Here is a 21,876-nt window from a genome sequence, read left to right as displayed (position 1 = left end):
CTGCCCGAGCCATTTGCGCGGTGCGCCGATTCTCAGCTACGTAGGGAGGAAGTAGACTGCGGCACTTAACAAGCGCGATACAATGATAAGTACGTGTAGGCATTAGCCATTTGGAGGGTCAGTGGAGTACTTTCTTAGCCTTGTATCGGGCGGAGTTGGTGGAGGTGCACTCGTATGGCTTGCAAAGGGCTGGATTTCGGAGAGATTGAGGCAATCGATTCAGCACGAGTACGCGCAGAAGCTTGAAAGCTACAAGACCGAGTTAAACTCCAAGGTCGAGGGCATCCGGCATGAGAATCAGGTTTCCCAGCTGCGTACTTCTCTATTTTTCGACCATCAGCGTAGCGCCTTCGCAGCACTGATCGCAAAGATTGCCAAGAACAACGAAGAATGGGCAGAGCTAGGTGATCCTGATGAAGGCTTGTTTGAGCCCATCCCCTCTGCCGGACGCCAGGAATTTGAAGCGCTTATCTTGGAGCACCAGCTCTTCCTGGACGAAGAGTGCTTAATGGCCTTGTCGCTGGTGACGCAGGTCTACTTCCAGTCTCTTCCATACGACGACCGCAGCGGCGCTCCTCTGCACCAACGAGAGTGCAGCCAGTTGGTGTCTGACATCAAGTATCTCCACCCGCGCATCGCCTCAATCTTCCGCGCGAAGATCGGAGTCACAGCCAACCGCCAGCACCTTGTGGACGTCGCTGTCCTGTCGGCCATTGAGCTTGTGAATGGATACCACTTTGCGGATGCGGGGATCCCCCCGGATGGCAAGCTCTCGATCAGAGGGATTCGAGACGCAGCAGATAAGGTAGCGTTGGGCTTGGACAATGCCCAGGAGCTTGTATGCCTCCTGAGGCAGTTCGACAAGCATCTCAGTCGGGACGGTGGGTGGATCCATGAAGCACAGCTGAGAGTGAGGCAGACCCTAGGAGTCCTTGAGCGTTGTATAGGTGTTCGTCCTGGAAATTAAAAAAAATTTGAGTGGCACCGATAGTGCAGTATGTAAAAGTCTTTTTGATTCGCTCCTAGCAAGGCCTGCGCGCCACGCAGGAATTCGCCTCAAAGTCGCGGCTGTCTAGTAAGCAACCTCGGCCGAAGAGCCGCTCTCAGCCGTTCGCCCCAACCTCGTGAGATCAAAGGGAAGACAGACTAGAACTTGCGATAATGCCGGTGATTTACGTTATCACCGCACGCGTAGCACTGCCGGTACGCGCCACCCATGTGCTGGGAGCCGAGGCGCTCAAACCCCAATGGCCCGCCGCATGTCGGGCAGTCAGGCCCCGCATGATTCTGCCAACGAAGGATGCGATAGGTGGGGGCGACGAGCAGCAGCGCTGAGGCTGCAAGGCCTCCGACCGGCACGAACCTCAATAGGCCCAGAACACCGGACAATGGGGACGCTTGCGGAATCTGCGAGAGAACTGCAAACGAAGCGAAGCTGGCCACAAGGGCAACCAAGGCAGGCCAATAGGCACGAATGGCGACCCAATCCCATCGATCCACGTTCACGCTTCCTTCTTTGGTTGGAGGCACCAAGCTAGTGGCCGGCGGTCTCAAATTCTGCGACGCTGCAGCTTGGTCATGGTGCGGCAGAATGCGGCGAGTCTAACAGCCTTCACCGATCCCGCTCATCCTGCTGTCCTACCCCCCCTGAGGGAGGAGGAGACGTGCCCTGCATCCAGGGTCCTGTTCTGTTTTGGCTTGCCCCGCATCCTAGTGTCTGGACGGGTGACCAGGTTTCCAAAGATTATGGAGAGAGACTTTGTCTTCTTACACAGACGTCCGGATCGATGGGATTAGCTATGGGGGTAGCGCGCGAGGCAGCTATGATCCACAGTCGGTCGTCTTCACCTCTGCTGACTTGCATCGCGAGACTAACGCTTCTGGGTACGTGGTAAGCCACGTCTATGTCATAAGTGTTTCCGAGCTTCGGCGTCGCCTGGAACTCCTTGGCTTCACTGTTGGAAGCGTGCATGCGAGTCTGCTGTCGCTCGTGGAGGAGGTGCGAAAATGGCCAGAAGCTAAGAGTGAGCACCTCCCATATAGAGAGCTGTTCGAGTTCGTCTCAGGGCTTTCTGCTGAGGACCTGGTCGTCCTTATCAAAAGCTGGTACTCAGGGATAGTCGATCGCGATAGGCGTGAGCTGACGCAGGCCGAATTGGAAAAATGGGCTCGGCCAAACGTTCATGATCACGAGGAGAGCGTTCTCACCCTGCTTGAAGGGAGCCAGCCCTTCCTTTGGCCGGACGAGGCGCCGGTCTTAAATCCATTGTGCGTTGAGCGTCTTCTCTGCGAAGCCACCACGGATGAGGCCCTATTCGAATACGACATGACGGCGGTGCTTCGAGCTGGCTACTTTCGAGGCTCCACCGATCCTGTCGGGCTCGCGTTCGACGAGGAGCTTGCAGCACGAGACAGTGAGGCGTTTGTGCTCGGGCAAACAGTACAGATGGAAGAGTCTGAGTCCATTGAGTTCAAATCGGTTTCTGGGACATCAGTTGTAGATTCGATTAGCAAGCAGATCACGAAGTACGTCATCGGCTTTCTGAATCAGATGGGCGGTTCGATCTACTACGGGATCAGCGACGCAGGGGTTGTCGAGGCTGTTCACTTGATGCGTGATGATCGCGACGAACTGCAGCGTAAGATTGGCGCGCAACTCGCAGCGATCACTCCTTCGATTCCTCGCAAGCAGATCAACATCCGTGTTCGGCCAGTCATTGGTGCCGCTTGTGTGCTCAAAGACAGATACGTCATCCAAGTTGAAGTCTGCCAAGGGGCGCCACACCAGATGTACTTCAAGAATGATGAAACGTGGGTCAGATTTGGCACCGAGACCAGGGTCCTCAGAGGACACGCGCTCTTTACTCACATACTGGCGGCATACCACGCTGTCCGCGACCTGCCGGTACGTGCCCCTACCCTACCCCATCCAGACAAGTAGACCCTATAGATCGAGGTCGACGGCAACCGATCTCCTCGCATACTTCCCTATTGAAACCCCTGTAGAACGTACAAAGGCGGTGCTGAAGGTGACGGTGCTGGCATAGCCGATGCGTTGCGCAACTTGCTCCAAAGTCAATTCTTGCGAGCGCAGCAGATGCTTGGCGATTGCCATGCGCCAAGCCAATAGGTACTCCATAGGAGCGAGTCCCACGATCTTAGTGACCCGTGCGGCGAAGGAGGAGCGGGACATGCTGGCCTCGTAGGCCATTTTTGCCACGCTCCAGGGCTGCTCTGGACGCTGATGAATAGACCTCAGCGATCCTCCAATTCGCTCATCCGCCAAGCCGTAAGCAAGCCCGATGGGTTCAGTGCTCTCCGGGGTGCTACGCAAGGCCTCAATGAGCAACAGTTCGAGTAGACGCTCGATCACGAGTGCACGAGCGGCGCGGGTCGAACGAACTTCATCCCCTAGCATCTGCACTAGCGTCGCCAGCCGCGGCACGCCTCGAACGTGAAGAACCCGAGGTAGGAGCGGTGACAGGATCGCGGCGTCTTCAGCCTCGAACTGACAGTGGCCTACCTGCAGCAGGACATCGCCTGCAAGATGGGGCTCGCCGATTCGAAATCGATCTTCGCCGATTGCTTCTGGCAGTGTGGGCGGCTCATCACTGGCATCTTCATCACTGCAGTTTCTCAGCTTGCGCATTGAAGGAACGAGGACGAGGTCGCCTGCACCGAGTGCAACGCTGGGTTGCATGTCCACTGTCAGATGGCAACTTCCCTCTAGTACGGCAATGTACATGGGGTCACCCTGCCCCTCGCGCTCGATGCGCCACCGGCCGGCCCCCTCTATGACTTTGGAGTAGCGCGCGGTGGGCCGGAGCAGCGTTACCAGCTGAGCTATGGGATCCCGGGGCACTGGACGTTCTACGAGGAATCGCGGATGTTCAATAGTAGAGCGTCTGAACCTTCCGGACGAACATTGGTCTCCATCGCTTTCTTGGAAACGCAATGCCCACTGCACTTATCACCGGTTGTTCCTCCGGATTTGGCCTGGAGACGGCCCGGCTATTCCTCAGCCGCAGCTGGGAAGTGATTGCAACAATGCGAGAGCCGCAATCTGACCTCCTCCCAAGCTCCGACAGGCTGAGGCTGATGTCCATGGATATCTGCGACCTAGCCAGCATCGCTCGCGTGGCGGAATCGGTAAGCCAGGTCGACGCGCTCGTCAACAATGCCGGCATCGGCGCCCCCATTCCGGTTGAGCTTACTCCTCTGGAGACGGCGCGCCAGCTGTTCGAGACGAACGTGATGGGGACCTTGGCTGTTACACAGGCGTTTCTGCCTCAAATGCGCGCAAGGCGGAGCGGGGTCATTGTCAATGTCACTTCCATGGTAACCATGAAGGCGCTTCCTCTGGTGGGCGTCTACTCGGCTAGTAAAGCAGCCGTGAATGCGTTCACCGAATTCCTCTCTCTGGAGGTTGAGCCATTGGGCGTGCGCGTCTGCCTGGTCCTGCCTGGTCGATCACCCGGGACCAGCTTCGGTGCCAATGCTCTGAAGCTTCCATCTGCACTCCGGCATGTGCCCAACTCAGCTGAAGAGCGCTGTCTAGATGCAACTTCACCTTGAGGAGAGGGCGCTTTGAACCTGGCTAGCCGGAGAAGCGTTCCCCGAACAAGGAAAACGGGCCTCAAGCGGCCCGTTTTCATTTGAACTGCAGCGATGCAATTGTCTTTCAGCGCTTGGTCGAGGTGTCATCCACGACCACGACCTCGTCAGGCTTCTTGCGAGCTGCGTACTCCGCCAGCACCACACCAAATACTGCCATCAAACCGCCACCCACGACCCAGGTGCTCAGAGACTCTTTGAGGACCACCACCGCAAGCAATGCAGTGACGATCGGGACGAGATTGAAGAACCCGGCCACGCGAGCGGAGCCCAGGCGATGCAGGCCGGTCATCCATGCCAACGGTGCCATGATCGAAGCGCCGATTGCTGCGAATGCAATGCAGCCGATGGCTGCGCCACCTTGGACGCCAGTGCCTGCGACAAGGCAAAGAGGTAGCAGCAGGATCGTTGCAGACGTGGCTTGGAGAAACAGGGATTCGATCAGCGTTACGGGAATGCGCCACTTGTGCATCAGCAAATTGTAGGTGGCAAAAGCCAAAGCGCCCAGCAGCATCAGGGCGTCACCTTTGTTGATTCCATGGGAAACCAAGGCTTCAAAGTCACCATGGGACACTACCGCTATCACCCCAACCAAGGAGATGATCGAACCAATCACTGCGCCACCGCGGACTGCGTGACCCATGAAGATGCGCGACAAGGCAAGAGCGATTAACGGGATTAGTGCCTGGATAACGCCCATGTTGGTCGCAGAAGTGAATTGCGCTGCGTAGTACGCCAGGCATTGGAACATGACACCGCCCAAAGCACCGAGCACGAAGAAGCGTGCCCAATTGGCTTTCAGGACCGCCAGGTTCGACTTCAGGCGCGGCAGGGCGAATGGCAGCAAGATGATGGCCGCAGCAAGCCATCGCCAGAAGCTAATATCGACCGGGCCGACGGTCCCTGCAGCGAGCTTTGTAACGATGGTGTTGGCGCCCCAGAGAAGGCAGGCCAGGAGGGGGAGCAGGTAGTACATGGCATCCTCAGATACTGGATATCAACAGCCAGTAGCGTAGACTTGGCGGAATTTCGTTACATCCATAATTTGCGCCAACCTTCATCTTGAATGCGACATGGCAATGGACCCCGTCCCCTCGTTCAGCTCCATCCCTGGAGACATCTACGTTCGGCAAGGCACTTTGCCTCCCTCCGACTGGGATGCTCATGTGCATCCGTGGGGGCAGTTCAACTATGTTGCGCAGGGTGTGATGGAGTTACAGGTAGGCGAGGACTGGATGGTGTCCCCTACCCACTATGCGATATGGATTCCGCCTGGTGTTCGCCACTCATCCCGAAACCGTGGTGCGGTTGCTTATCGATCCGCATACCTTTCGGTAGGCGCGTCGGCGCAGATGCCCAGCATTCCGACTGCGTTAGCGGTTAGCTCGTTGCTTAGGGAGATCCTGGACGAACTGGCCCGTCGTGACATCGGGGAGGCCGTTACGCCAGAAGACCGGCGACTCTCCGCGGTCGCCCTTGACCTGATTCTGGCCGCACCGGTGATGTCGAGCTTCCTGCCGCTGGCCAGCGGTGACGTGCTCGAGCGGATTCTGAGATATGCCGAGACCTCCCTTCAGGACTCTCCGTCGGCACTTGAGGTCGCAGAGCGCCACCATATTAGTGTTCGATCGCTTGAGCGTCTGGCAAAGCGCGAGCTAGGGATGGGGTTCGGAGAGTGGCGAAATCGGCTTCGTTTTCTGAGGGCAATTGATGCCTTGGGTTCAGACCGATCAATTACGCAGATTGCAGACGATCTGGGCTACGCAAACTCAACGTCTTTCAGTGAGATGTTCAAGCGGCACTCTGGCCGGACCCCAGACCAGTATAGAAGGGGCCTCAGCCCGCTCCAGCGATAGGTGGAGCCCTCCTCCCACTAAACCGAGGCAGGCCTCGAAGCTGTTGGGTCAACCATTTAGCTGGCCCAGATAGTGGCCATTCGGATCGATGGATCATCCAAAGGGTGTCAACCACCGGAGATCCACAGTCAACCACCTCAATTGCGTCTTGCCGAGCGAACGATTCACGGGCGTGCCGCGGAATGACAGTGAATCCCAGCCCGAGCGATACCGGCTCAAGGATGAGCGCAACCTGATTGGTGAAGCCGTGTATAGGAAGCGCGCGTACGCCTGGATTTCCTGGGAACTTGCGGGCGAGAAGACGGGTGGCCATAGCCTGGCCATCTGGATGATCAACGAAACCCAACTTTTGAAGATCCGCCCAGCTGTCCGCGCAGGCACCTCTCGGAACTACCAGCTCAAGCGCCTCCTCGGTGAAGGGCTCAGCCTGCAGCCGAGGGTCATCCGGCCGAAGTGCAAGTAGACCCACCTCGTACTTCTTCTCCAGTACCGCCGATAGGATTTCTGGGTCTGGCGCGAAGCGATGACGAATGATCAAGCCGGATGGGTGCGCTGGAAATCCAGCAACACCGGGTAAAGAGCAAGGCCAACACTCCCGGGGGTTATCAGCGCAAACTCCCCCTGATCGCTGTCCGCGCTCGCGAGCTTGGCTTGAAGTCGGCGATCGGCCGAATCCATCTCTTGGCAGTACTGCAATAGAGCTATTCCCGCCGGCGTCAGCTCAATAGATCGTGGTCTGCGCAGAAACAGGGCACCCAGCTGTTGCTCAAGATGTCGTACATGCTGACTGACCGCAGCTTGGGTGAGCTGCAGCTGGCCTGCGGCCCTGGTAAAGCTCCCGGCCTCTGCGATAGCCCGAAAGGATCGGAGCCGATGCTCATTCAGCATAAGAATAATTTATCAATCTGATAAAAATGGATTAGATCATGATTGGGTTGCAGGGTCTAATCTTGCGGCAACCCCTCTCTCCAGTGGTGTGCCGTGCCCGCCCTACCCCCTCCCTACCCTCGCGCCTTCTCCCACATCGGCCTGTCTGTTACCGATCTCGATGCCGCGGTTTCCTTCTATACAGAAGTCTTGGGCTGGTACCTCGTCATGCCGCCGACCAGGATTGTTGAAGACGAAAGCGCAATTGGCGTGATGTGCACGGATGTGTTTGGGCCTGGATGGGGCAGCTTCCGCATTGCACATCTATCCACTGGTGACCGGGTTGGAGTCGAAATCTTCCAGTTCGATAACGCCGAGCGTCCCGCAAACAACTTCGAGTACTGGAAGTCGGGCGTCTTCCACTTCTGTATTCAGGATCCGGACGTTGAAGGCCTGGCCGCTCGGATTGTGGAAGCTGGTGGAAAGCAGCGCATGCCGGTTCGAGAGTACTTCCCGGGGGAGAAGCCCTATCGGATGGTTTACATGGAGGATCCGCTGGGCAACATCCTGGAGATCTACAGCCACAGCTACGAGCTTACGTATTCAGCTGGCGCGTACGTCTAGCTCCACGCACACCCTCAGCCAGCTTCCGACTGCCAGGCAGTCCTCGCCAAACTGAGACGCGACGGTACTGAGCAAGTGTCTCGGCCGTGGAAGTCAGAGGTCTGCAAGTTAGAAGCTGGCGATCGTAATTTTAACGATTCATCGGCGAGCCGCGCCGCTAGCCCTTAGGAGCATATGATGAAAATGAACGGCATTCGTTGGCCGGAAGGCTACCTTCCTGGTTACACCGAAAACTTTGTCTCGAATGAGCTGATCGTCCTCGGCCTTGCCGCGGCTGATGTTTGGCCGTTGCTTGAAGAGCCACGTCTGTGGCCGACCTACTACGGAAATTCAGCCAATGTGCGCTTCCACGATGGCGCCGGCCCTCTGTTGCGAAACGGGGACCGATTCTACTTTGAAACCTTTGGCTTCCCCGTGGAGGCTCAATGCGTCGAGCATGAGGCTCCCACCTCCGAGGGTCCGGGCCGGATCGCTTGGCATGGCTGGGCCGGTGAGCCCGGGTCTGCCGATCGACTTGACGTTCATCATGCGTGGATTGTCGAAGACCTTGATGGTGGCCGAGTGCGGATCCTCACGCAGGAAACGCAGAAGGGACAGCCTGCAGAAGCCCTGCGTCTGGCCAAGCCGAATCCAATGATCAATGGTCACCAGGATTGGCTCGACGGCCTGGTGGCAGCAGCTCGAGCCGCCAAGTCAACGTCCTAAGCCGGAGTGAATACCCGTGCTTGCTCCACTCGTTCTCCCCAAAGCCCCGTTTATGTCTGCCCTGTTTAGCCCATTCGAGCTCAAAGGTGTCACTCTTAAGAATCGTATCGCGGTGCCGCCCATGTGCCAGTACAGTGCGGAAGACGGCCGTATCAACGATTGGCATCTCAGCCACTATGCCGCCCTTGCGCGCGGAGGCGCTGGGCTCGTGATTGTCGAGGCTACCGCCGTGTCTCCGGAAGGACGCATCACCCCGGGATGTGCTGGCCTGTGGAGTGATGAGCAAATTCCAGGAATGGCAGCCATCGCTGCTGCCATCAAGCAAGGCGGTTCGGTAGCGGGGATCCAGATCGGCCACGCAGGGCGCAAGGCTAGTGTAAATCGGCCATGGCAAGGCGATGACCACATCGCAGCCGATGATCCCGCAGGATGGGCGATCCTCGGTCCCTCGCCGATCGCCTTTGGCGGCTCTCTCGATAGAGTTCCCAACGAGATGACGGTTGAGGACATTCATCGCGTTCAAGCGGATTTCGTCGCTGCAGCCAAGCGTGCGCTTGCTGCAGGATTTGAATGGCTGGAGCTTCACTTCGCTCATGGCTATCTGGCGCAGAGCTTCTTCAGCCCCGACAGCAACAAGCGGGAGGACCGCTACGGTGGCAATGCGGAGAACAGAGCACGCTTTTTGCTGGAGACGTTGGCGGCCGTCCGAAAGGTTTGGCCCGAGCATCTGCCGCTGACCGCGCGCTTTGGAGTTGTGGAGTACAACTCGCGCGATGGCCAAGCACTGGTCGACTCCATTGAGATTGGCAAAGAAATGCGAGAGTTGGGGCTTGATCTGCTCAACGTGAGCATTGGCTTTAGTGCTCCTGGTGGCCGCGTCCCATGGGGTACACAGGCGTTCCTGGCACCCCTTGCTGAGCGATTTGCTAATGAAACCGGGCTTCCGGTGGCCACAGGTTGGTGCATCGATGATCCACAGACTGCCGAGCGCGTTGTAGCGGACTGTCAGGTTGACCTAGTGATGATCGGGCGGGCCCACCTATTCAATCCGCACTATCCGTACCAAATGGCCATTGCGCTTGGGCAGGAGCTCCCAGCCAGCGTGCTTCCCACGCCTTACAGCTATTGGCTGAGCAGATACAAAGGCCCAGGCAAGGCGTCGGCTCAATAGGAGCGAGCCAGCCCCCTCCTCCATCGAGCAATAGGGGCAAGTGATCTGGCTCCCATCGAGAATCCCTAACGCCATTGCAAGCTGCTACCCCGCCTCAACACAGGCGGGGACAGTGGCACCATTAAAGTTGCTCCGCCCTGTCCGCCAGGGGTCACCGAAGCTGCTGCGTGCGCGAGACGTGATGGGAGGTCTGACTAGGCGCCGAAGAAGACTGGAGCTAGCGAGAGGCACTTGGCCGACGCTGCCCTGCCGGCATGCTCAAGCGCGAGCGCTCCGCCGCCGACAAGATGACCATTAGCACAAAGGGGTTGGCTACCTGAATCATGACTACGGACGTCTCTGAGATTGCACCTTGCAGCAGGAGAATCATCGGAATAGTGAGTAGGGCATGGAACAACACTCCCGCACCAACCAAAAGGGCTAGTGCTCGATAGCTCATACGACCCGCGCCAAAGGATGTGTAGATCATCCAAGCGCAGAGGGGAATGAAGATGATGATCGCAGTTATCGTTCCCGCGCCGTAGCCGACCCCGAGAATCAGCGGGATCACGTGGAAGACAACGTTGATCATGATGATGCTGTAGATCGCATAGCCGACTAGCGGCCTTTCCCTGCTCAACAGGGATGCTAGGGGAGCCGCGATCCAGAAGGCGGTCACGTCCACCGCGACAAAGTACAAGGGCGGAATTGGGCTGTCTGGATACGGCGGCAGCTGCATTAGATCGATGATGTCTTTGGGAAAGCCATCTCTGCGTCCGTACAAGTCAATCCCGTACTCCTCCAGATTGTGCACGAGGTAGGCCACCATCCCTAGCCAGGAAAGCCAGGTCCGGTCCCTCCACCGGGAGATCTGGGCATTGGCCCGCAAGTTGCTTGTGCAGAAAAGCAGCACCAGCAAGATCAGCGCTGCGATGCCACCAATCCAAGGGAAATTCAACTCAAATCAGCTCCATCCTTCCACGCCTTACCTCCCTCGCTGTCGGCCAGAAGCAGATTCAGCGGCACAATCCTCGCCAGCGCATGCGCCCAAGGGATTGCTACTTGAAGGACGAGCAGCCATTGGCAAGCAACCAGCAGGCTGTCGTCCTTCATCGCCCCATGCGCACCGTCACGCAGTTCGACCAAGGCATGCGGCCCGGGTTAGTAGTCCATCCCGCTGCAGACGATCAGATCGAGGCGACCCGCCGGCCACTCATGCAGTTGCTGCGCGCAGGCCGCCGGAAGCGATAGAACGTTGGGTGTCTGTCCAAGTACTGGCGCGCCTCGTAGCCGCCGGCCTCGATATCCCCCCGGAACCGCTGACCGAAGGCCGGCGTGTGCGCCTCCACGATCAGCACCACGTTCCAGATCTTTCGTGGCCCGCACTTGCTGCTGCGCTTCCTGCGTTACGACGGCTAGCGCAGCGCCGCGGATGACCGAGAACTGGTACCGGAGTTCAGCGAACCACTCGCCTGCTTCCCGCCTCCGATCAGACGAAGACCTCATCGAGAAGGTCCCGCAGCGCGCCGTCCAGTCTCGGGTCGCCTTGTCCCTGCAAGGACAGGTACAGCGACAATGGGTCCACGACGGCGCCCGCGCCACTCAGGCGCGTGGAATAGGCCCAATGCTGCACATCTGCATAGCCCTCGCCGGCCACGGGAAACCATTCCGGTTCCGGATGCCGACGGAAGCAGTCTCGTCGGATCGCAGCGACCGGCCGCGCTGGCGCCGCCAGTTCGGTGAGCACGGACAGGCCGGTTTCTCCCGCAGCACGACAATCATCGGCCGGCAGGGTGGCCAGGCCACTTTTGCCGATGCAAGTGGTGCGCAGCACCGGCGAGCGCAGCCGCGGCAGCGCGGCCGTCCACAAGGACCGGCGCGCTTTCAAGAACCTTAGCTTCGTCTCCCGTCCCTCGCGCTGGGCGCTGGCCAGGTTAGCCGCCACCAGTTCACGGGCAACCCGCGAGGCAGTCATGCGTGAGTATCCTGCCTCGCGCGCCAGGTCGAGCGGCGCCCACGGGACGCTCCCAGGAATCCCGCGCTCCTCCAAGTCAGGTCGCAACAGGGCAGCGATCAGAACCGCTTGTGCCGGATGGCTCAGCCGCTCCCCAACGGAGAGGAGCTCCCTCGGAGACGAATGTCGCTCGCGTAGGTTCATCAGGAAGCTCGGAGCGAACAGCTGGCTGCCAGGCACAACGAAATCCACCCGAGACTCGATGAGCTTGGAGCGAATGTAGGGCGAAACACCCGAGAGCACGAGAATGACCCTCAAGCCGGCCTTTTCAGCCAATCGACGCACCTGCGCGATCAGCCGTAAAGGTGGCGCCGGTACCGTGTGCGCCGGGACGATGGCCAGCAGCACCCGGTGGCCCAGCAGATCAATCTCGGCCAGGCGGAACAGGCTGGCGAGGAAATGGGGTAAGCCATGCGCCTTGGAGCTGGGCCAGGGCGCGAGCTCACCGACCATGTCGGGTAGTAGATCCTGAAGGTAGTGGGCTGCAGCGACGAGGTCGTTCATAGCAGCGACTGTAACGGGGTTACTTAACCGTAACACGGCGCAGTGACAGCGAAAGTTCCTTGTTACAGTCCCGCGCACCAAGCCCACTGCTAAATAGGCAGGCGAGCGCTCCTGTTCAGACCCCGGCTACTCCTCCGACTCCGCCCGATTTGTCGGATAGCCGTCGGCAGTGGATCACTAGAGAAGTTCGGGCTTGTAACCGCTGTAGTCGTACCGAACGCTCATCGCTTCGCCCTTCTTGGTCTGAGCGTTCATTGAGGACCATGCGCAAGCGGCGTAAAAGAGCCACAGCTAGCAGCCCTGAGCGGTTTTCACAGCCAGCGCGACCAGCTGCGTTGCTGCAGCTAGGATGGCAGTCGGGCGTCTAATCATATGCGCGTGGTCGATGAGTGCCTTGTGTGCGACGAATATGCCGCCTTTGGTGCCCGCTGGCTGGTCTTCAATCTAGGCAGCCGGTGCCGTTAGGACCAGAGCGCAGCGCTCCAAGGCCGTGGCATGTTTCTACGCTATGAAAGGCCTTTGCATGGGCTATTCATTAGGCAGCACGATTGTGTCGTAGTTGAAGTCTCGAGGCCGCTGACCGGTGGCCTTGATTGCTTCTTCAACGGCTCTGTCGAGCATGAGCAGGTATTTCTTAACGATCTCGATCCCCCGCCCCTTTTTCATCTCTTCCTTTCTCAGGAAGAGTTCCTGGATCCCCTTAAGTGCACTCACAGCCGTTGCTGATTGCTGCAGCGCAATCGCCAAGGATCGGTTTGGCACGTCAACATAGTTGACTGAATCGAAAGCCTTATGAAGCTGAGTCAGATGCGCCAAGATCAGCCGGGGGCCGCCGAATCCGCCCTCGAACTGCGCCAGCATCAGTGTCGCAGGGAATCGGGCGTAGGAAATCAGCTCTATGAGGGACTGTGTGACCTCTCGTCGCCTGACTCTGGCGTGCCAAAGGGGGATGAGTCCCGCTGCGATGATGGCTGCAATGCTGCCGATCGCTTGGACCCACGCCGGCCAGTCAAACGCTAAGCCGACCGATTTCGGACTCGGCTTGCTCATGAGCGCCCAGGTCAAGACGGCTCCTGCGGCAAAGGTCATCACAGCGACCACCGCCCAATCTCTGTCAGTTCTTCCCTGCTTCATGGTGTTCCTCTTATGGCGTGCCATTTTCTACGCTTTGTATGGGGCCTGTCGCGCCATGCTATCGGGAGCGGTCGAGGATGAACTTAAGGGGCGTGGCGGTGCGGTTTGGCTCGCTTTGCTTGCTTGTCGTTGCCGTGTTCGTTCTCTCTTCTCGGAGTACCTCGGCAACTTGCCGGGTGGTTTCCTTCAGTGACGTCAGCTGCGCTTCCAGGCCAACAGCCCTCGCGTTCACGCCTTCCAAGCGGCGCAATGCCTGGTGCTCGCGGCTGGCGGTGACAATGGCTTGCTAGTCGCACTCCCGCAATTAGGTAGTCAGGCCCATGCGCTCCCGCCCCCACTACTGCGCGGCTGACCGCAACGCGTGGCGATATCGGTCAACCTCCGCATGGGTACGATCCTCCACTGCCCTGACGTGCACCTGGAGCAACCTCCTCTCTCCTTCGTCAGTGGCCGAGGCCTTGCCCAGATGATTGCCACCGCTGAAATGCCCAGTTGCCGCACCTAGCCGCCCATGTTTCCACACAAAGTCGCCCGCGAATTCCAGATCCGCACCCAGGACGCCCTCGATTTCCTAATCCACATCCAGTCGGGCGCTGCGCGAACTGAACGTGCCCTAGAGCTATCGGCTAGAGTGGCAGCCCACTCTTAGACGGTAGCTTTGGTGATCCAAGATCGAAAGGTGCTACATGCAAACTCTTTGATCACGAGATTAGTATCAGAACCCACCGGCTGGTGCGTTAGGATCACTCGCGCTCACTTGCAAATACTAAATACTGCTTCCTTCCAGTAGATGCGTGGGCCCCCTCCCCTTGCCGCCACGATGCATTCGTGGACCTGGCGGAACGCACGATTTACCCGGGATCACGATCCCATTGGCGGCTCCGGACCTCCGCCTCCACCGCCGCGAGAGTAGCTCTCTGTACCTCCGAGAGCTTGTAGGTGTTTGAGATACTTCTCAGTCGATCGTGAGTCTCAACTTCCGATCCCTCCATCTGCCCGAGAATCTCGGCCACAAGGATCTGCGCGTCGACCCAGTCAGGGTTGCGCTCAGCTAAAGGTGCTGCAATCTCCAAGGCGCCACGATAATTCTCGTTCAAAACGTAGCAGATGATGAGATGCCGAATTGACTGATTGCTGGAAGCGGCAGCAATGACCCCTTGGCAGCAGCCATCGAGCAAGGCCGCACGGAGCGCGTGGGTACTCCCGCCATCGAGATTTGCCGCAACATGAATGGCTACCCCGACGTAGTCATCGGTCTCTATGAGCCTCTTCAGCGTAGTCGCTTTGGACCCCTCGGCGTCGTCACTGAAAAGCGGCAGGATGGAAGCCTCAAGCATGAGCTGCATGGCGGAGTAGTCAGCGGCGAACTGCGCAGCAGAGCTACGCGCAAGCGACCCAGTGTGAATGCTGCACAGAGCGAGCAGCAGGACAAGGAAATTATCCGACGACAGTTCCCGGATCATGGATGCTAGAAGTGCATCGTGGTCGGTGTTGATCCGCCCTTTGTGATTGACGCGGAAGATGCCTTCATTCCGGATGAAGGACTTGTATCGAGCTATTAGGGCACCAAGGCGTACTGACCAGACCCGCGAACGAGATTGCGCGATGAAGAAATCGGAAACACCTTTGTGGGGCCCGCTGGCGATCTCGCCTAAAGCGTAGCAGGTCAGGTGTCTGTGAAGGATGCTTGAGTATGGCACGTAGCGAAGAAGCGCCTCTGCCAACGGATAGGGATCGCCATGGCGACATGAGATTAAGAGGTCCAGCACGCCGCGGAAGTCGGAATCGGACAAGCCACCCTTCAGCGTGTCTACGATGAATTGATGGACCTTGCGGAACGCGTGTGAGTGATTTCGTGTGCCGGTGGTCAGTTGATCCACCTCCTTGATTTCCTCGACAGCGTCGGAATCCATGAAGGCTTGCCAGAAGAAGTGGCGTGCCCCTCCCTTTTGGTCTTCATCGCCGTCAAGCCATCGCGCCAGATTGCTGGCGTATTCGACGCTGTCATTAATGAGTAGCGGCGCGGGGGAGACCTCAGGAGTTGAGGAAGTGTCTCTCCCAAAAGGCAGCGCTGCCGAAGGGCGCGCGATCCTGCCAAAGAATCTCGCGCCATCTGCGGCATACAGACGAAGGAAAATGACACCTGAGCACTGCTTTCGGAACGCTGCTTCGGCGCGAGCATAGAAGGCAACAGCCCAGTCGAGATCGAAAGTGTCGAGTCTTGCGAGAAGCATAGACAGTGTCGTGGAGCCATCAATTTCAAGGTGCGCACCCAGAGTGTTGCGAACCGCGCGCAGCATTTCCAGGTCGGACTTGAAGTTCGAATTGGCGACAAAGTCACCAATAGGTGACGAGGATCGGTTCTCTGCCTGGACCAGGGTGTTCAATCCCTCCATGTGCTGCTCCGAGCCATCTCGAACGGCTCGGGTGACGAGGCAGTCGCAGAAGCTGACGATGTCAGTGACAATGCGTCCTTTGAGAATCCGAGCTATCGCGACATGCCTGTTGAGCCTCTCCAAAAGACCCAGTTGTAGGCCGATCCAGCGACCAATTAGCACCAATTGCCCTGCGCGAGCATGGACTGGGGTGGCATTGTGAATGGCGGTAGTGTTGTTCCGCGTCATCGCAAGCGGGTCTGTTCCCATCTCGACCCAGACGGGGGCATCGGGCGTAGGTTGCGCCTCATGGAGGGCTTCAATGATCAGCCGATTGGAAAGCTCAGAGGGAGCAGCATAAGCAACGTAGCCGGGCACGTTTAACGCAGAGAGACCTTCGTAGATTTCACATGCACCGTCCACAAAATAGCTGAGCTTCACCACCTCGATGTCGTTCCAGAGTTCGATGCGCTTTCCGAAATCGAAGTCTTGTACATGCGCGCCAAGCTTATGGCGCGCGACGCTGAAATATTCTTGGAATGCGTCCCCATACGCCTTGTTGGACGCATGAAGCGCCCTCGTTTCAAAGCCGGCCTCGCGAAGTGGGCGGCGAAGGCGTTGCGATATTGCGATGAAGTTCTCAGCTCTGATCAGGATATGTCGCGCGATGGTCCGTGCCGAGAACGAGTCGGCAATGTTGTTCGCCACATGAAACGCAACCTGCATCTCTTCCACGATAAACCTTAACTTATCGATTTGACTTTTGATCATGGCGGTAACATCGCTGAAATGTGGAAGCCCGTTGCTTGCGCGTCCGTTGCGCTCTTCTTGAATCGTAAATGAAGTTTGGAATGCCGGCACAACGGTGCCCGCCTCGCCTATGCGGGGAGCTTTGGCCGTTGTCCACCATTAGCCTTATGCGGGTCTGGTGCGCTTTTCGTTGGTTGGTGATCCGGCAACACCTGCAAGAACCCAGCATCCGGGATAGTGACCATCACTGAAGGCGCAGGCGCGCTTGCTTGCGGTACCTCGTCCAAGTTGAAGTCGGTGCTGCATGCCATCGAACCGCTCTTGGCTGGCACAAATGCTCACTCGGCGCTGCCCTGCCCTACTTCCCTTGCCGGCGGAACGCATGGCATAGTCGTGAGATCCACCCCTGGTTGTTCGAAACCAAATGGGCGGCCGGGTGCATCAGGTCTAGAGCTGTGAGAAAGGCGGTGGCGTCGGCCCCCGCCACGATCTCTGTGCTGCCTTTTGGTAGTAAATGGCGCAATGTGCTTAATGGTACGCGGCGCAGATTGGCGGGGGGGGGATCGTCTGTCCGGGAGGAGAACGGTCCAGCAAGTGCCTGGTCTACAGACAGGCTGCTGTGGATTGTGCCTCCCAGCTGGGTCGGCGTAACAACGTAGCCGAGCCGGGCGTAAAGTTTGTTCCGTCGTACATGGTTTTGCCCCAGTACAGTCCCGGCAACCACGGATCCCAGGTCGATCGGATGAAAAGTGTAATGACCAGCGGCGTGGCGCTGGCACTCTGACAATAGCCACCCAAAGCAATAGGTCCCCAACCCGCGCCCGGCCATGCTGTCCTCAAGGTCGCCGACCATCCCCTTGGGACCTATCAGTACGAGCTGCTGGCTGTGATCCAAGGTGATGCTGAATGCGCGACGTAGGATGTGGTGCGTTCCGTTGCTGGAGGGCCGATTTGCGGTCGGACGAGCGCTCAGGCGAGGGATCCGTGCCAGCACCCTAGTCGTGAGGTGGAGGGTCTGAATTGAGTTCCCTGTTACGCTGTCCTTGCCCTTTCCTGTAAGCACGCGGACTTCGAAGACTGTGACCGCCGATGTGGGTAGCGGTACCTCGCGATACTCAGCCTCTTCGCTGGCTAGCCAAAAGTGTCCGACGGTGTTCTTGTCACTGAGCACTTGATCCGCCTTCCGAAAGTCCATCCGCTGGTCCTAAGCCTGGCATCAGCCTCCATGGTATCTCGCGTTGTGCTCGCCGAGTAGCGGCCTAACATGGCGCCCCGTTCGCGTTGCCGACAGCTCGCCCGGTTGCGCTGCGCTGGAATAGCCTGGAACCTTGGAGTGACGCGGGTGCCCAAGCTGCCGAGCGACCTGCGCTATATTCCCGTAGGGAAACTAGGAGCACGCGCCATGGCAGGTCGTAGACACCACTACCTACCCCAACTCATTCAAAGGCCTTTTGCGTTTCGACAAAGCGGCAAAGAGTTCTATGTGCGCGCCTATCATCGGACAAGGGGGCGCTTTACGCCGAATACCGCAGGACTGGGCAAGGAACTTGACTTCTATGGTGGTCCGGAGGACACCAGTCTCGATGACGCTATGACCTCTGGAGAGGGGGAGCTTGCAAAAGTAGTTCAGGCATTGAATCGTGGAGAGCACCCTTCCCCAATCGAGATGGCGACTTTGGTGTGCGCATTGGCTTTCCGTACGAAGGCGATGCGTGATGCGCTTGCAGGAATGATGCCTGCAATTGTCTCGGCCCTACGGATAAAAGTGCTAGACATATCTCGTATCCGGAGGGATTTGCTGGCCAGTCTGAACGACCCGAAGGAACGGAAGAGGCAGATCTTTCAGGCGATTGATAGCGGGCCGCCGCAGTCTCGGGAGCAGCGTGCCAAAGCCTACGCGGCGCTATTGCCAGCATGGAAGAAGTACGTGTCTGCTCGCGAGGATGAGCTTGTGGGCCAGGCTTGGGCTACGGCGTCACTGGTGATGGACAAGATACGTTCCGAGGCAACCAACATGGCGCAGGCCTCCTATTTGGAGGTGCTTTCCAGAGATCCGACCGTGCCAGCAAGGGCGCGAAAGCTGGTGGAAGAGATGGTGTTTACTGTCATCCAAGCTCCTGAAGGGCAATCTTTCATACTCGGCGACTGTGGCCCTGTTGCGCGCTTCTCGGATGGAAAGTCAAGGTTGGTGCTCGGTGCCGTTAATCAAGATGCTGACATTGAACACATTTTTCTGCCTATCTCTCCCTCCCGGTGCATCCATGCTCGTGTCCCTTCTTCGACATGGTGGCCCAGTGCGGCTGAGATCAATAAGATCAGCGCATCCCTTTCAGTTGAGTTCTTCATTAGTGATCGTGAGTCGGGAGAGGATCTTGAGGCATTGCGAGAGTCGATCGGAACATTAGATCCGGTTGACTCAGAAGAAGACATCATTCAAGAGCTTCTCGACCAAGCAGAGTGACGGGGTCTGCTGGCCCGTCAGCATTTCCCGGACTGGAGACTAGAAGACAACTGTTTCCTACGCAGCACGGCTAAGCGGGCCAGTTGAATACCCGATGCATTCCGAAATGAGCCACTTGCCGTAGCCTCAGGCTGACTGCTCTCCTGTGCTCCCGCCCCCAACCGGAAACCGTCAAACTTCGCCCGGATGAAGGCGGCGCGCCCAGTGCTCGAGAAATTCTTCCTGAGCAATGGTTTCAATCGCGGCAGGCCTGGCGTGCCGCACGATGTGGACGGCATCCGATGCCTTCTTGGCCTCTCCAGCCTGTAGCAGAAGCATGGCAGCTACCGTTCCTGCTCTTCCAAGCCCGCCCTTGCAGTGGACCACGACCCTTTGTCCACTTAGCATGTCAGCCACAAGTTCTGCACTTAGCTGTAGCCAGCCTTGGAGCAGTCTGTCATCTGGTGCTGCTCCATCAGTGATGGGAAGTCCATGCCAGGAGATGCCCTTCCCCGCCGCAACCACCGGTAAGGTCTCGATTCGAAGGTCTTCAAACTCCCAAGGCTCAAGCAAGGAGATCAGGTGTTTGGCGCCCCAGCGGTGAATTGCCGAGACGTCCGTATCTAGGTCTCTCGCCCATGCTCCAGTCATTGCCACTTCCTGGTACTTGCCGGGCGCAAATGTCACGCCTATTGCCCCTCCCAAGGCCCCGACGGGCAGCTCTGCAATCAGTAGCGGGTGGCTCAAACTGGTGCGCATCATATCGACTCTCCCAACCTGCGTTAACGTGCTGCCTGGCGCATTGGAACGCCGCCGCTCAGTCGCACCACTGCAAGGATATCTAAGTTTTAGATATCGAAGAACTTGATAGGGCTTCTGAAGATTGTCAATCAAGGTCTTGATCCTCAAGGGTCCGCAGCCCAGATGGCTTGCGTTTAAAGGGACCAAAATTTCGGATCAACCGTCCTGACCCTCCGAAGCTCGGCAAGAGTAGGAAGTTGTTCTTTGACGTACTCTCGCAGCACACCAAATCCCTTGGGCTGGCATTCCTGATTTGCGCGATGCGTCCTTTGGGTGACGCGCTGTTCCGCTTGTTCGCCGGCGGCGGCGTCGCGCTGCGCCAATGCATTCACTGCTGAGGGTAGTTCCGGACGGCCCGCCTCAATGGCGCGTCGCTGCCGCCGTCCGCCGGCGCTGGACCACCAAGTATCGAGGTGACGGGTCACGGTATTGTGTGAGCCAGTGCCCAGATGGGCGCGGATCCGCTCGATGGTCGGCGTTCGCCGCCGCCGACCAGCGCATCGGCAGCCTGGTGGACGTCCATCCAGTATTGCCGCAGGCCATGGCGGTCTTGTTCATCGCAGAGATTCTTATTGTGCCATTGCAGAGATTTCAGCTTTTGAGGTAGAAAATTTCAGTGCAAGACGGTCCATTGCAGAAAATTTTGACTTGCGAGTGATGCAACGTAGAAAGTACCGACTCACGGATGATGCAAGCCAGCCGGCTAGGTGGAGTCCTTGGCTGATCAGACAGTCATTACTCTTGCCCGAAGCTCACGATTCTAGGACGACTTGTGCCTCAATTGGCTGACCGCGATTTGGCGTCTCTGCTGGAGGGCTCCTTGGAGCTCTTGGGTGAAATTCGAAGCGTTTGGGCTGAGATAGAGCATGGAGGTGACCGACGATCGACGGCGGTGGCGGCACTCTGCCCAGATGTCTGTTGATCACGCTGTGGCAGTACATGCCCTGATCGCTACCCTGCCCAGTCAGCTATTTCGCTGGTCCGGCCCCAGTACGAGGCCTTGGTGCGGGCAACCTGGGCATGTCACGCAGCTACAACAGCAATGTTCTTGCCATGCTTACCCTTCTAAATCTGGCGCACTTGTGGCCAAGCGAACCTGTCGTGGAATGGATGACTGCACTACATCGCCAGTTTGAGAGGGTTTTGCCGGAGCTAGAGCCATTGGCCCCGTCGCCGACTTGACCCCTCTTCTGCCCATCTAACTCCGCCAAAGACCTATTCAGAGCCGACCGCGACTCTTGGCCAGGGTTGATGGTGAAGGTCTGGGGAATTGATTTGTGTCGGGCGCCTGTCGGGGTGCTGTCGTGTCTCCGAGCCCTGCACACTCCTAACCTGAGCAACCTGCCCCTCCGGAGTGACATCCAATGACTACCACGAACCTGCCCCGTTTACTTACCCCTGCTGAGGTTGGTGCTTGCATCCGCCAGTTCCGTCAGTTGCGGCACTGGTCGCAGGATCAGCTGGCTGAGATCTCGGGCCTGAACGACCGTACAGTCCAGCGGGTTGAGCAGGGCGACTCGGCCAGCTTCGACACCCGTCGCGCACTGGCTCGCGCCTTCGATTTCAATGACATCGATGTCCTCAACAAGCCCTTCTCGCTGCCGACGGACGAGGAGCTACAGGCCGCGCAAGTGCAGTTCGAGCGCGATTGCGTCACTCTGGCGGTGGCACCGCTGGCCACGGGGCGCGAGCTGGCTGGCCTGATCGTTTCGTGCGACATGGATCTGTCCGAGCCGGCTTTCGAGCTGCCGCGCGAGGCGGCGACCGAGTTCGCTGCTCTGGTCGACTACTACCGCGAGTATCGCGACTGCCACGACCTGTACTCAGAAACCGACAAGCTCGACGTCTACGACGAGCTGCAGCAGCACATTCAGGCATTGCGGGAGCTTGGGGTGTCACTGTCTCACGGCCAGCGCACGGTCGCCATTCGGAAGGGCTCTGGTGTACCGATGGACGCCACGATCCTATACGTTGTGGCGTTTCGTCTCGGCCACGAGCCCGGTCAGATCCTAACTCCGAAGGCGGCTCGCATTGGGTGAGTC

General features: G+C 58.2%; 20 protein-coding genes. 10 read left to right on the top strand and 10 right to left on the bottom strand.

What is annotated here, in order from left to right; all coding sequences use genetic code 11:
- Window positions 1-121: 121 nt before the first annotated feature.
- Entirely contained in the window at window positions 122-967 is an 846-nt protein-coding gene (locus IAE41_RS00700; protein WP_200731613.1) for a hypothetical protein, read from the top strand.
- Between the two features lie 792 nt (window positions 968-1,759).
- A complete protein-coding gene (locus tag IAE41_RS00695; protein ID WP_200731612.1) occupies window positions 1,760-2,941 on the top strand; it encodes an RNA-binding domain-containing protein in 1,182 nt (393 codons plus the stop codon).
- A gap of 3 nt (window positions 2,942-2,944) precedes the next feature.
- Here the strand turns inward: IAE41_RS00695 and IAE41_RS00690 are convergent, their stop codons facing one another.
- A complete protein-coding gene (locus IAE41_RS00690; RefSeq protein WP_200731611.1) occupies window positions 2,945-3,862 on the bottom strand; it encodes an AraC family transcriptional regulator in 918 nt (305 codons plus the stop codon).
- 92 nt (window positions 3,863-3,954) lie between these two features.
- Here IAE41_RS00690 and IAE41_RS00685 point away from each other — a divergent pair, with 92 nt between their 5' ends.
- On the top strand, window positions 3,955-4,575 hold the full coding sequence (locus IAE41_RS00685; RefSeq protein ID WP_200731610.1) for an SDR family NAD(P)-dependent oxidoreductase: 621 nt from the start codon (window positions 3,955-3,957) through the stop codon (window positions 4,573-4,575).
- Between the two features lie 106 nt (window positions 4,576-4,681).
- Here the strand turns inward: IAE41_RS00685 and IAE41_RS00680 are convergent, their stop codons facing one another.
- The gene (locus IAE41_RS00680) at window positions 4,682-5,590 is read right to left on the bottom strand and encodes a DMT family transporter (protein ID WP_200731609.1); all 909 of its coding nucleotides are present in this window, start codon (window positions 5,588-5,590) and stop codon (window positions 4,682-4,684) included.
- 97 nt (window positions 5,591-5,687) lie between these two features.
- Here IAE41_RS00680 and IAE41_RS00675 point away from each other — a divergent pair, with 97 nt between their 5' ends.
- The 5 genes from IAE41_RS00675 to IAE41_RS00650 all read left to right on the top strand — a co-directional run bounded on the left by IAE41_RS00675 (window position 5,688) and on the right by IAE41_RS00650 (window position 9,837).
- Window positions 5,688-6,470 (top strand): helix-turn-helix transcriptional regulator, encoded by a 783-nt coding sequence (locus IAE41_RS00675; protein ID WP_234458197.1) that lies wholly within the window; start codon window positions 5,688-5,690, stop codon window positions 6,468-6,470.
- 172 nt (window positions 6,471-6,642) lie between these two features.
- The gene (locus IAE41_RS22405; RefSeq protein WP_234458196.1) at window positions 6,643-6,933 is read left to right on the top strand and encodes a hypothetical protein; all 291 of its coding nucleotides are present in this window, start codon (window positions 6,643-6,645) and stop codon (window positions 6,931-6,933) included.
- A gap of 518 nt (window positions 6,934-7,451) precedes the next feature.
- Window positions 7,452-7,961: a lactoylglutathione lyase family protein gene (locus IAE41_RS00660; RefSeq protein WP_200731606.1), complete on the top strand. Its 510-nt coding sequence runs from the start codon at window positions 7,452-7,454 to the stop codon at window positions 7,959-7,961.
- A gap of 177 nt (window positions 7,962-8,138) precedes the next feature.
- A complete protein-coding gene (locus IAE41_RS00655) occupies window positions 8,139-8,666 on the top strand; it encodes an SRPBCC domain-containing protein (protein ID WP_234458195.1) in 528 nt (175 codons plus the stop codon).
- 52 nt (window positions 8,667-8,718) lie between these two features.
- Entirely contained in the window at window positions 8,719-9,837 is a 1,119-nt protein-coding gene (locus IAE41_RS00650) for an NADH:flavin oxidoreductase/NADH oxidase (protein WP_200731604.1), read from the top strand.
- A gap of 217 nt (window positions 9,838-10,054) precedes the next feature.
- On the opposite strand, the gene IAE41_RS00645 is transcribed toward IAE41_RS00650, so the two are convergent.
- From IAE41_RS00645 to IAE41_RS00620, 6 genes are all read right to left on the bottom strand, one after another.
- Window positions 10,055-10,774 carry an HXXEE domain-containing protein gene (locus IAE41_RS00645; RefSeq protein WP_200731603.1) on the bottom strand — a complete coding sequence of 240 codons (720 nt, stop codon included), beginning with the start codon at window positions 10,772-10,774 and terminating at the stop codon, window positions 10,055-10,057.
- The gene (locus IAE41_RS00640; protein WP_200731602.1) at window positions 10,771-10,929 is read right to left on the bottom strand and encodes a hypothetical protein; all 159 of its coding nucleotides are present in this window, start codon (window positions 10,927-10,929) and stop codon (window positions 10,771-10,773) included. The genes IAE41_RS00645 and IAE41_RS00640 overlap by 4 nt, the downstream gene beginning before the upstream one ends.
- Before the next feature lie 74 nt (window positions 10,930-11,003).
- Window positions 11,004-11,177 (bottom strand): hypothetical protein, encoded by a 174-nt coding sequence (locus tag IAE41_RS00635; RefSeq protein ID WP_200731601.1) that lies wholly within the window; start codon window positions 11,175-11,177, stop codon window positions 11,004-11,006.
- A gap of 128 nt (window positions 11,178-11,305) precedes the next feature.
- Window positions 11,306-12,334, bottom strand: coding sequence for a hypothetical protein (locus tag IAE41_RS00630; RefSeq protein WP_200731600.1), 1,029 nt, complete (start codon window positions 12,332-12,334; stop codon window positions 11,306-11,308).
- 528 nt (window positions 12,335-12,862) lie between these two features.
- A complete protein-coding gene (locus IAE41_RS00625; protein WP_200731599.1) occupies window positions 12,863-13,468 on the bottom strand; it encodes a hypothetical protein in 606 nt (201 codons plus the stop codon).
- Between the two features lie 851 nt (window positions 13,469-14,319).
- The gene (locus IAE41_RS00620) at window positions 14,320-16,614 is read right to left on the bottom strand and encodes a hypothetical protein (RefSeq protein WP_200731598.1); all 2,295 of its coding nucleotides are present in this window, start codon (window positions 16,612-16,614) and stop codon (window positions 14,320-14,322) included.
- 1,381 nt (window positions 16,615-17,995) lie between these two features.
- Between IAE41_RS00620 and IAE41_RS00615 the strand changes: the two genes are divergently transcribed.
- Window positions 17,996-19,054, top strand: coding sequence for a DUF4238 domain-containing protein (locus IAE41_RS00615; protein WP_200731597.1), 1,059 nt, complete (start codon window positions 17,996-17,998; stop codon window positions 19,052-19,054).
- Between the two features lie 171 nt (window positions 19,055-19,225).
- On the opposite strand, the gene IAE41_RS00610 is transcribed toward IAE41_RS00615, so the two are convergent.
- The gene (locus tag IAE41_RS00610) at window positions 19,226-19,927 is read right to left on the bottom strand and encodes a cyclin-dependent kinase inhibitor 3 family protein (RefSeq protein WP_234458194.1); all 702 of its coding nucleotides are present in this window, start codon (window positions 19,925-19,927) and stop codon (window positions 19,226-19,228) included.
- Between the two features lie 41 nt (window positions 19,928-19,968).
- The gene (locus IAE41_RS00605; protein ID WP_325166964.1) at window positions 19,969-20,259 is read right to left on the bottom strand and encodes a hypothetical protein; all 291 of its coding nucleotides are present in this window, start codon (window positions 20,257-20,259) and stop codon (window positions 19,969-19,971) included.
- A 939-nt stretch (window positions 20,260-21,198) separates the two neighbouring features.
- On the opposite strand from IAE41_RS00605, the gene IAE41_RS00600 reads away from it, so the two are divergent.
- Entirely contained in the window at window positions 21,199-21,873 is a 675-nt protein-coding gene (locus IAE41_RS00600; RefSeq protein ID WP_200731596.1) for a helix-turn-helix transcriptional regulator, read from the top strand.
- Window positions 21,874-21,876: the final 3 nt, after the last annotated feature.

The sequence above is a fragment of the Stenotrophomonas sp. S39 genome (genome assembly GCF_016624665.1).
GTDB lineage: Bacteria > Pseudomonadota > Gammaproteobacteria > Xanthomonadales > Xanthomonadaceae > Stenotrophomonas.
This window is presented reverse-complemented; position numbering and strand designations above follow the sequence as displayed.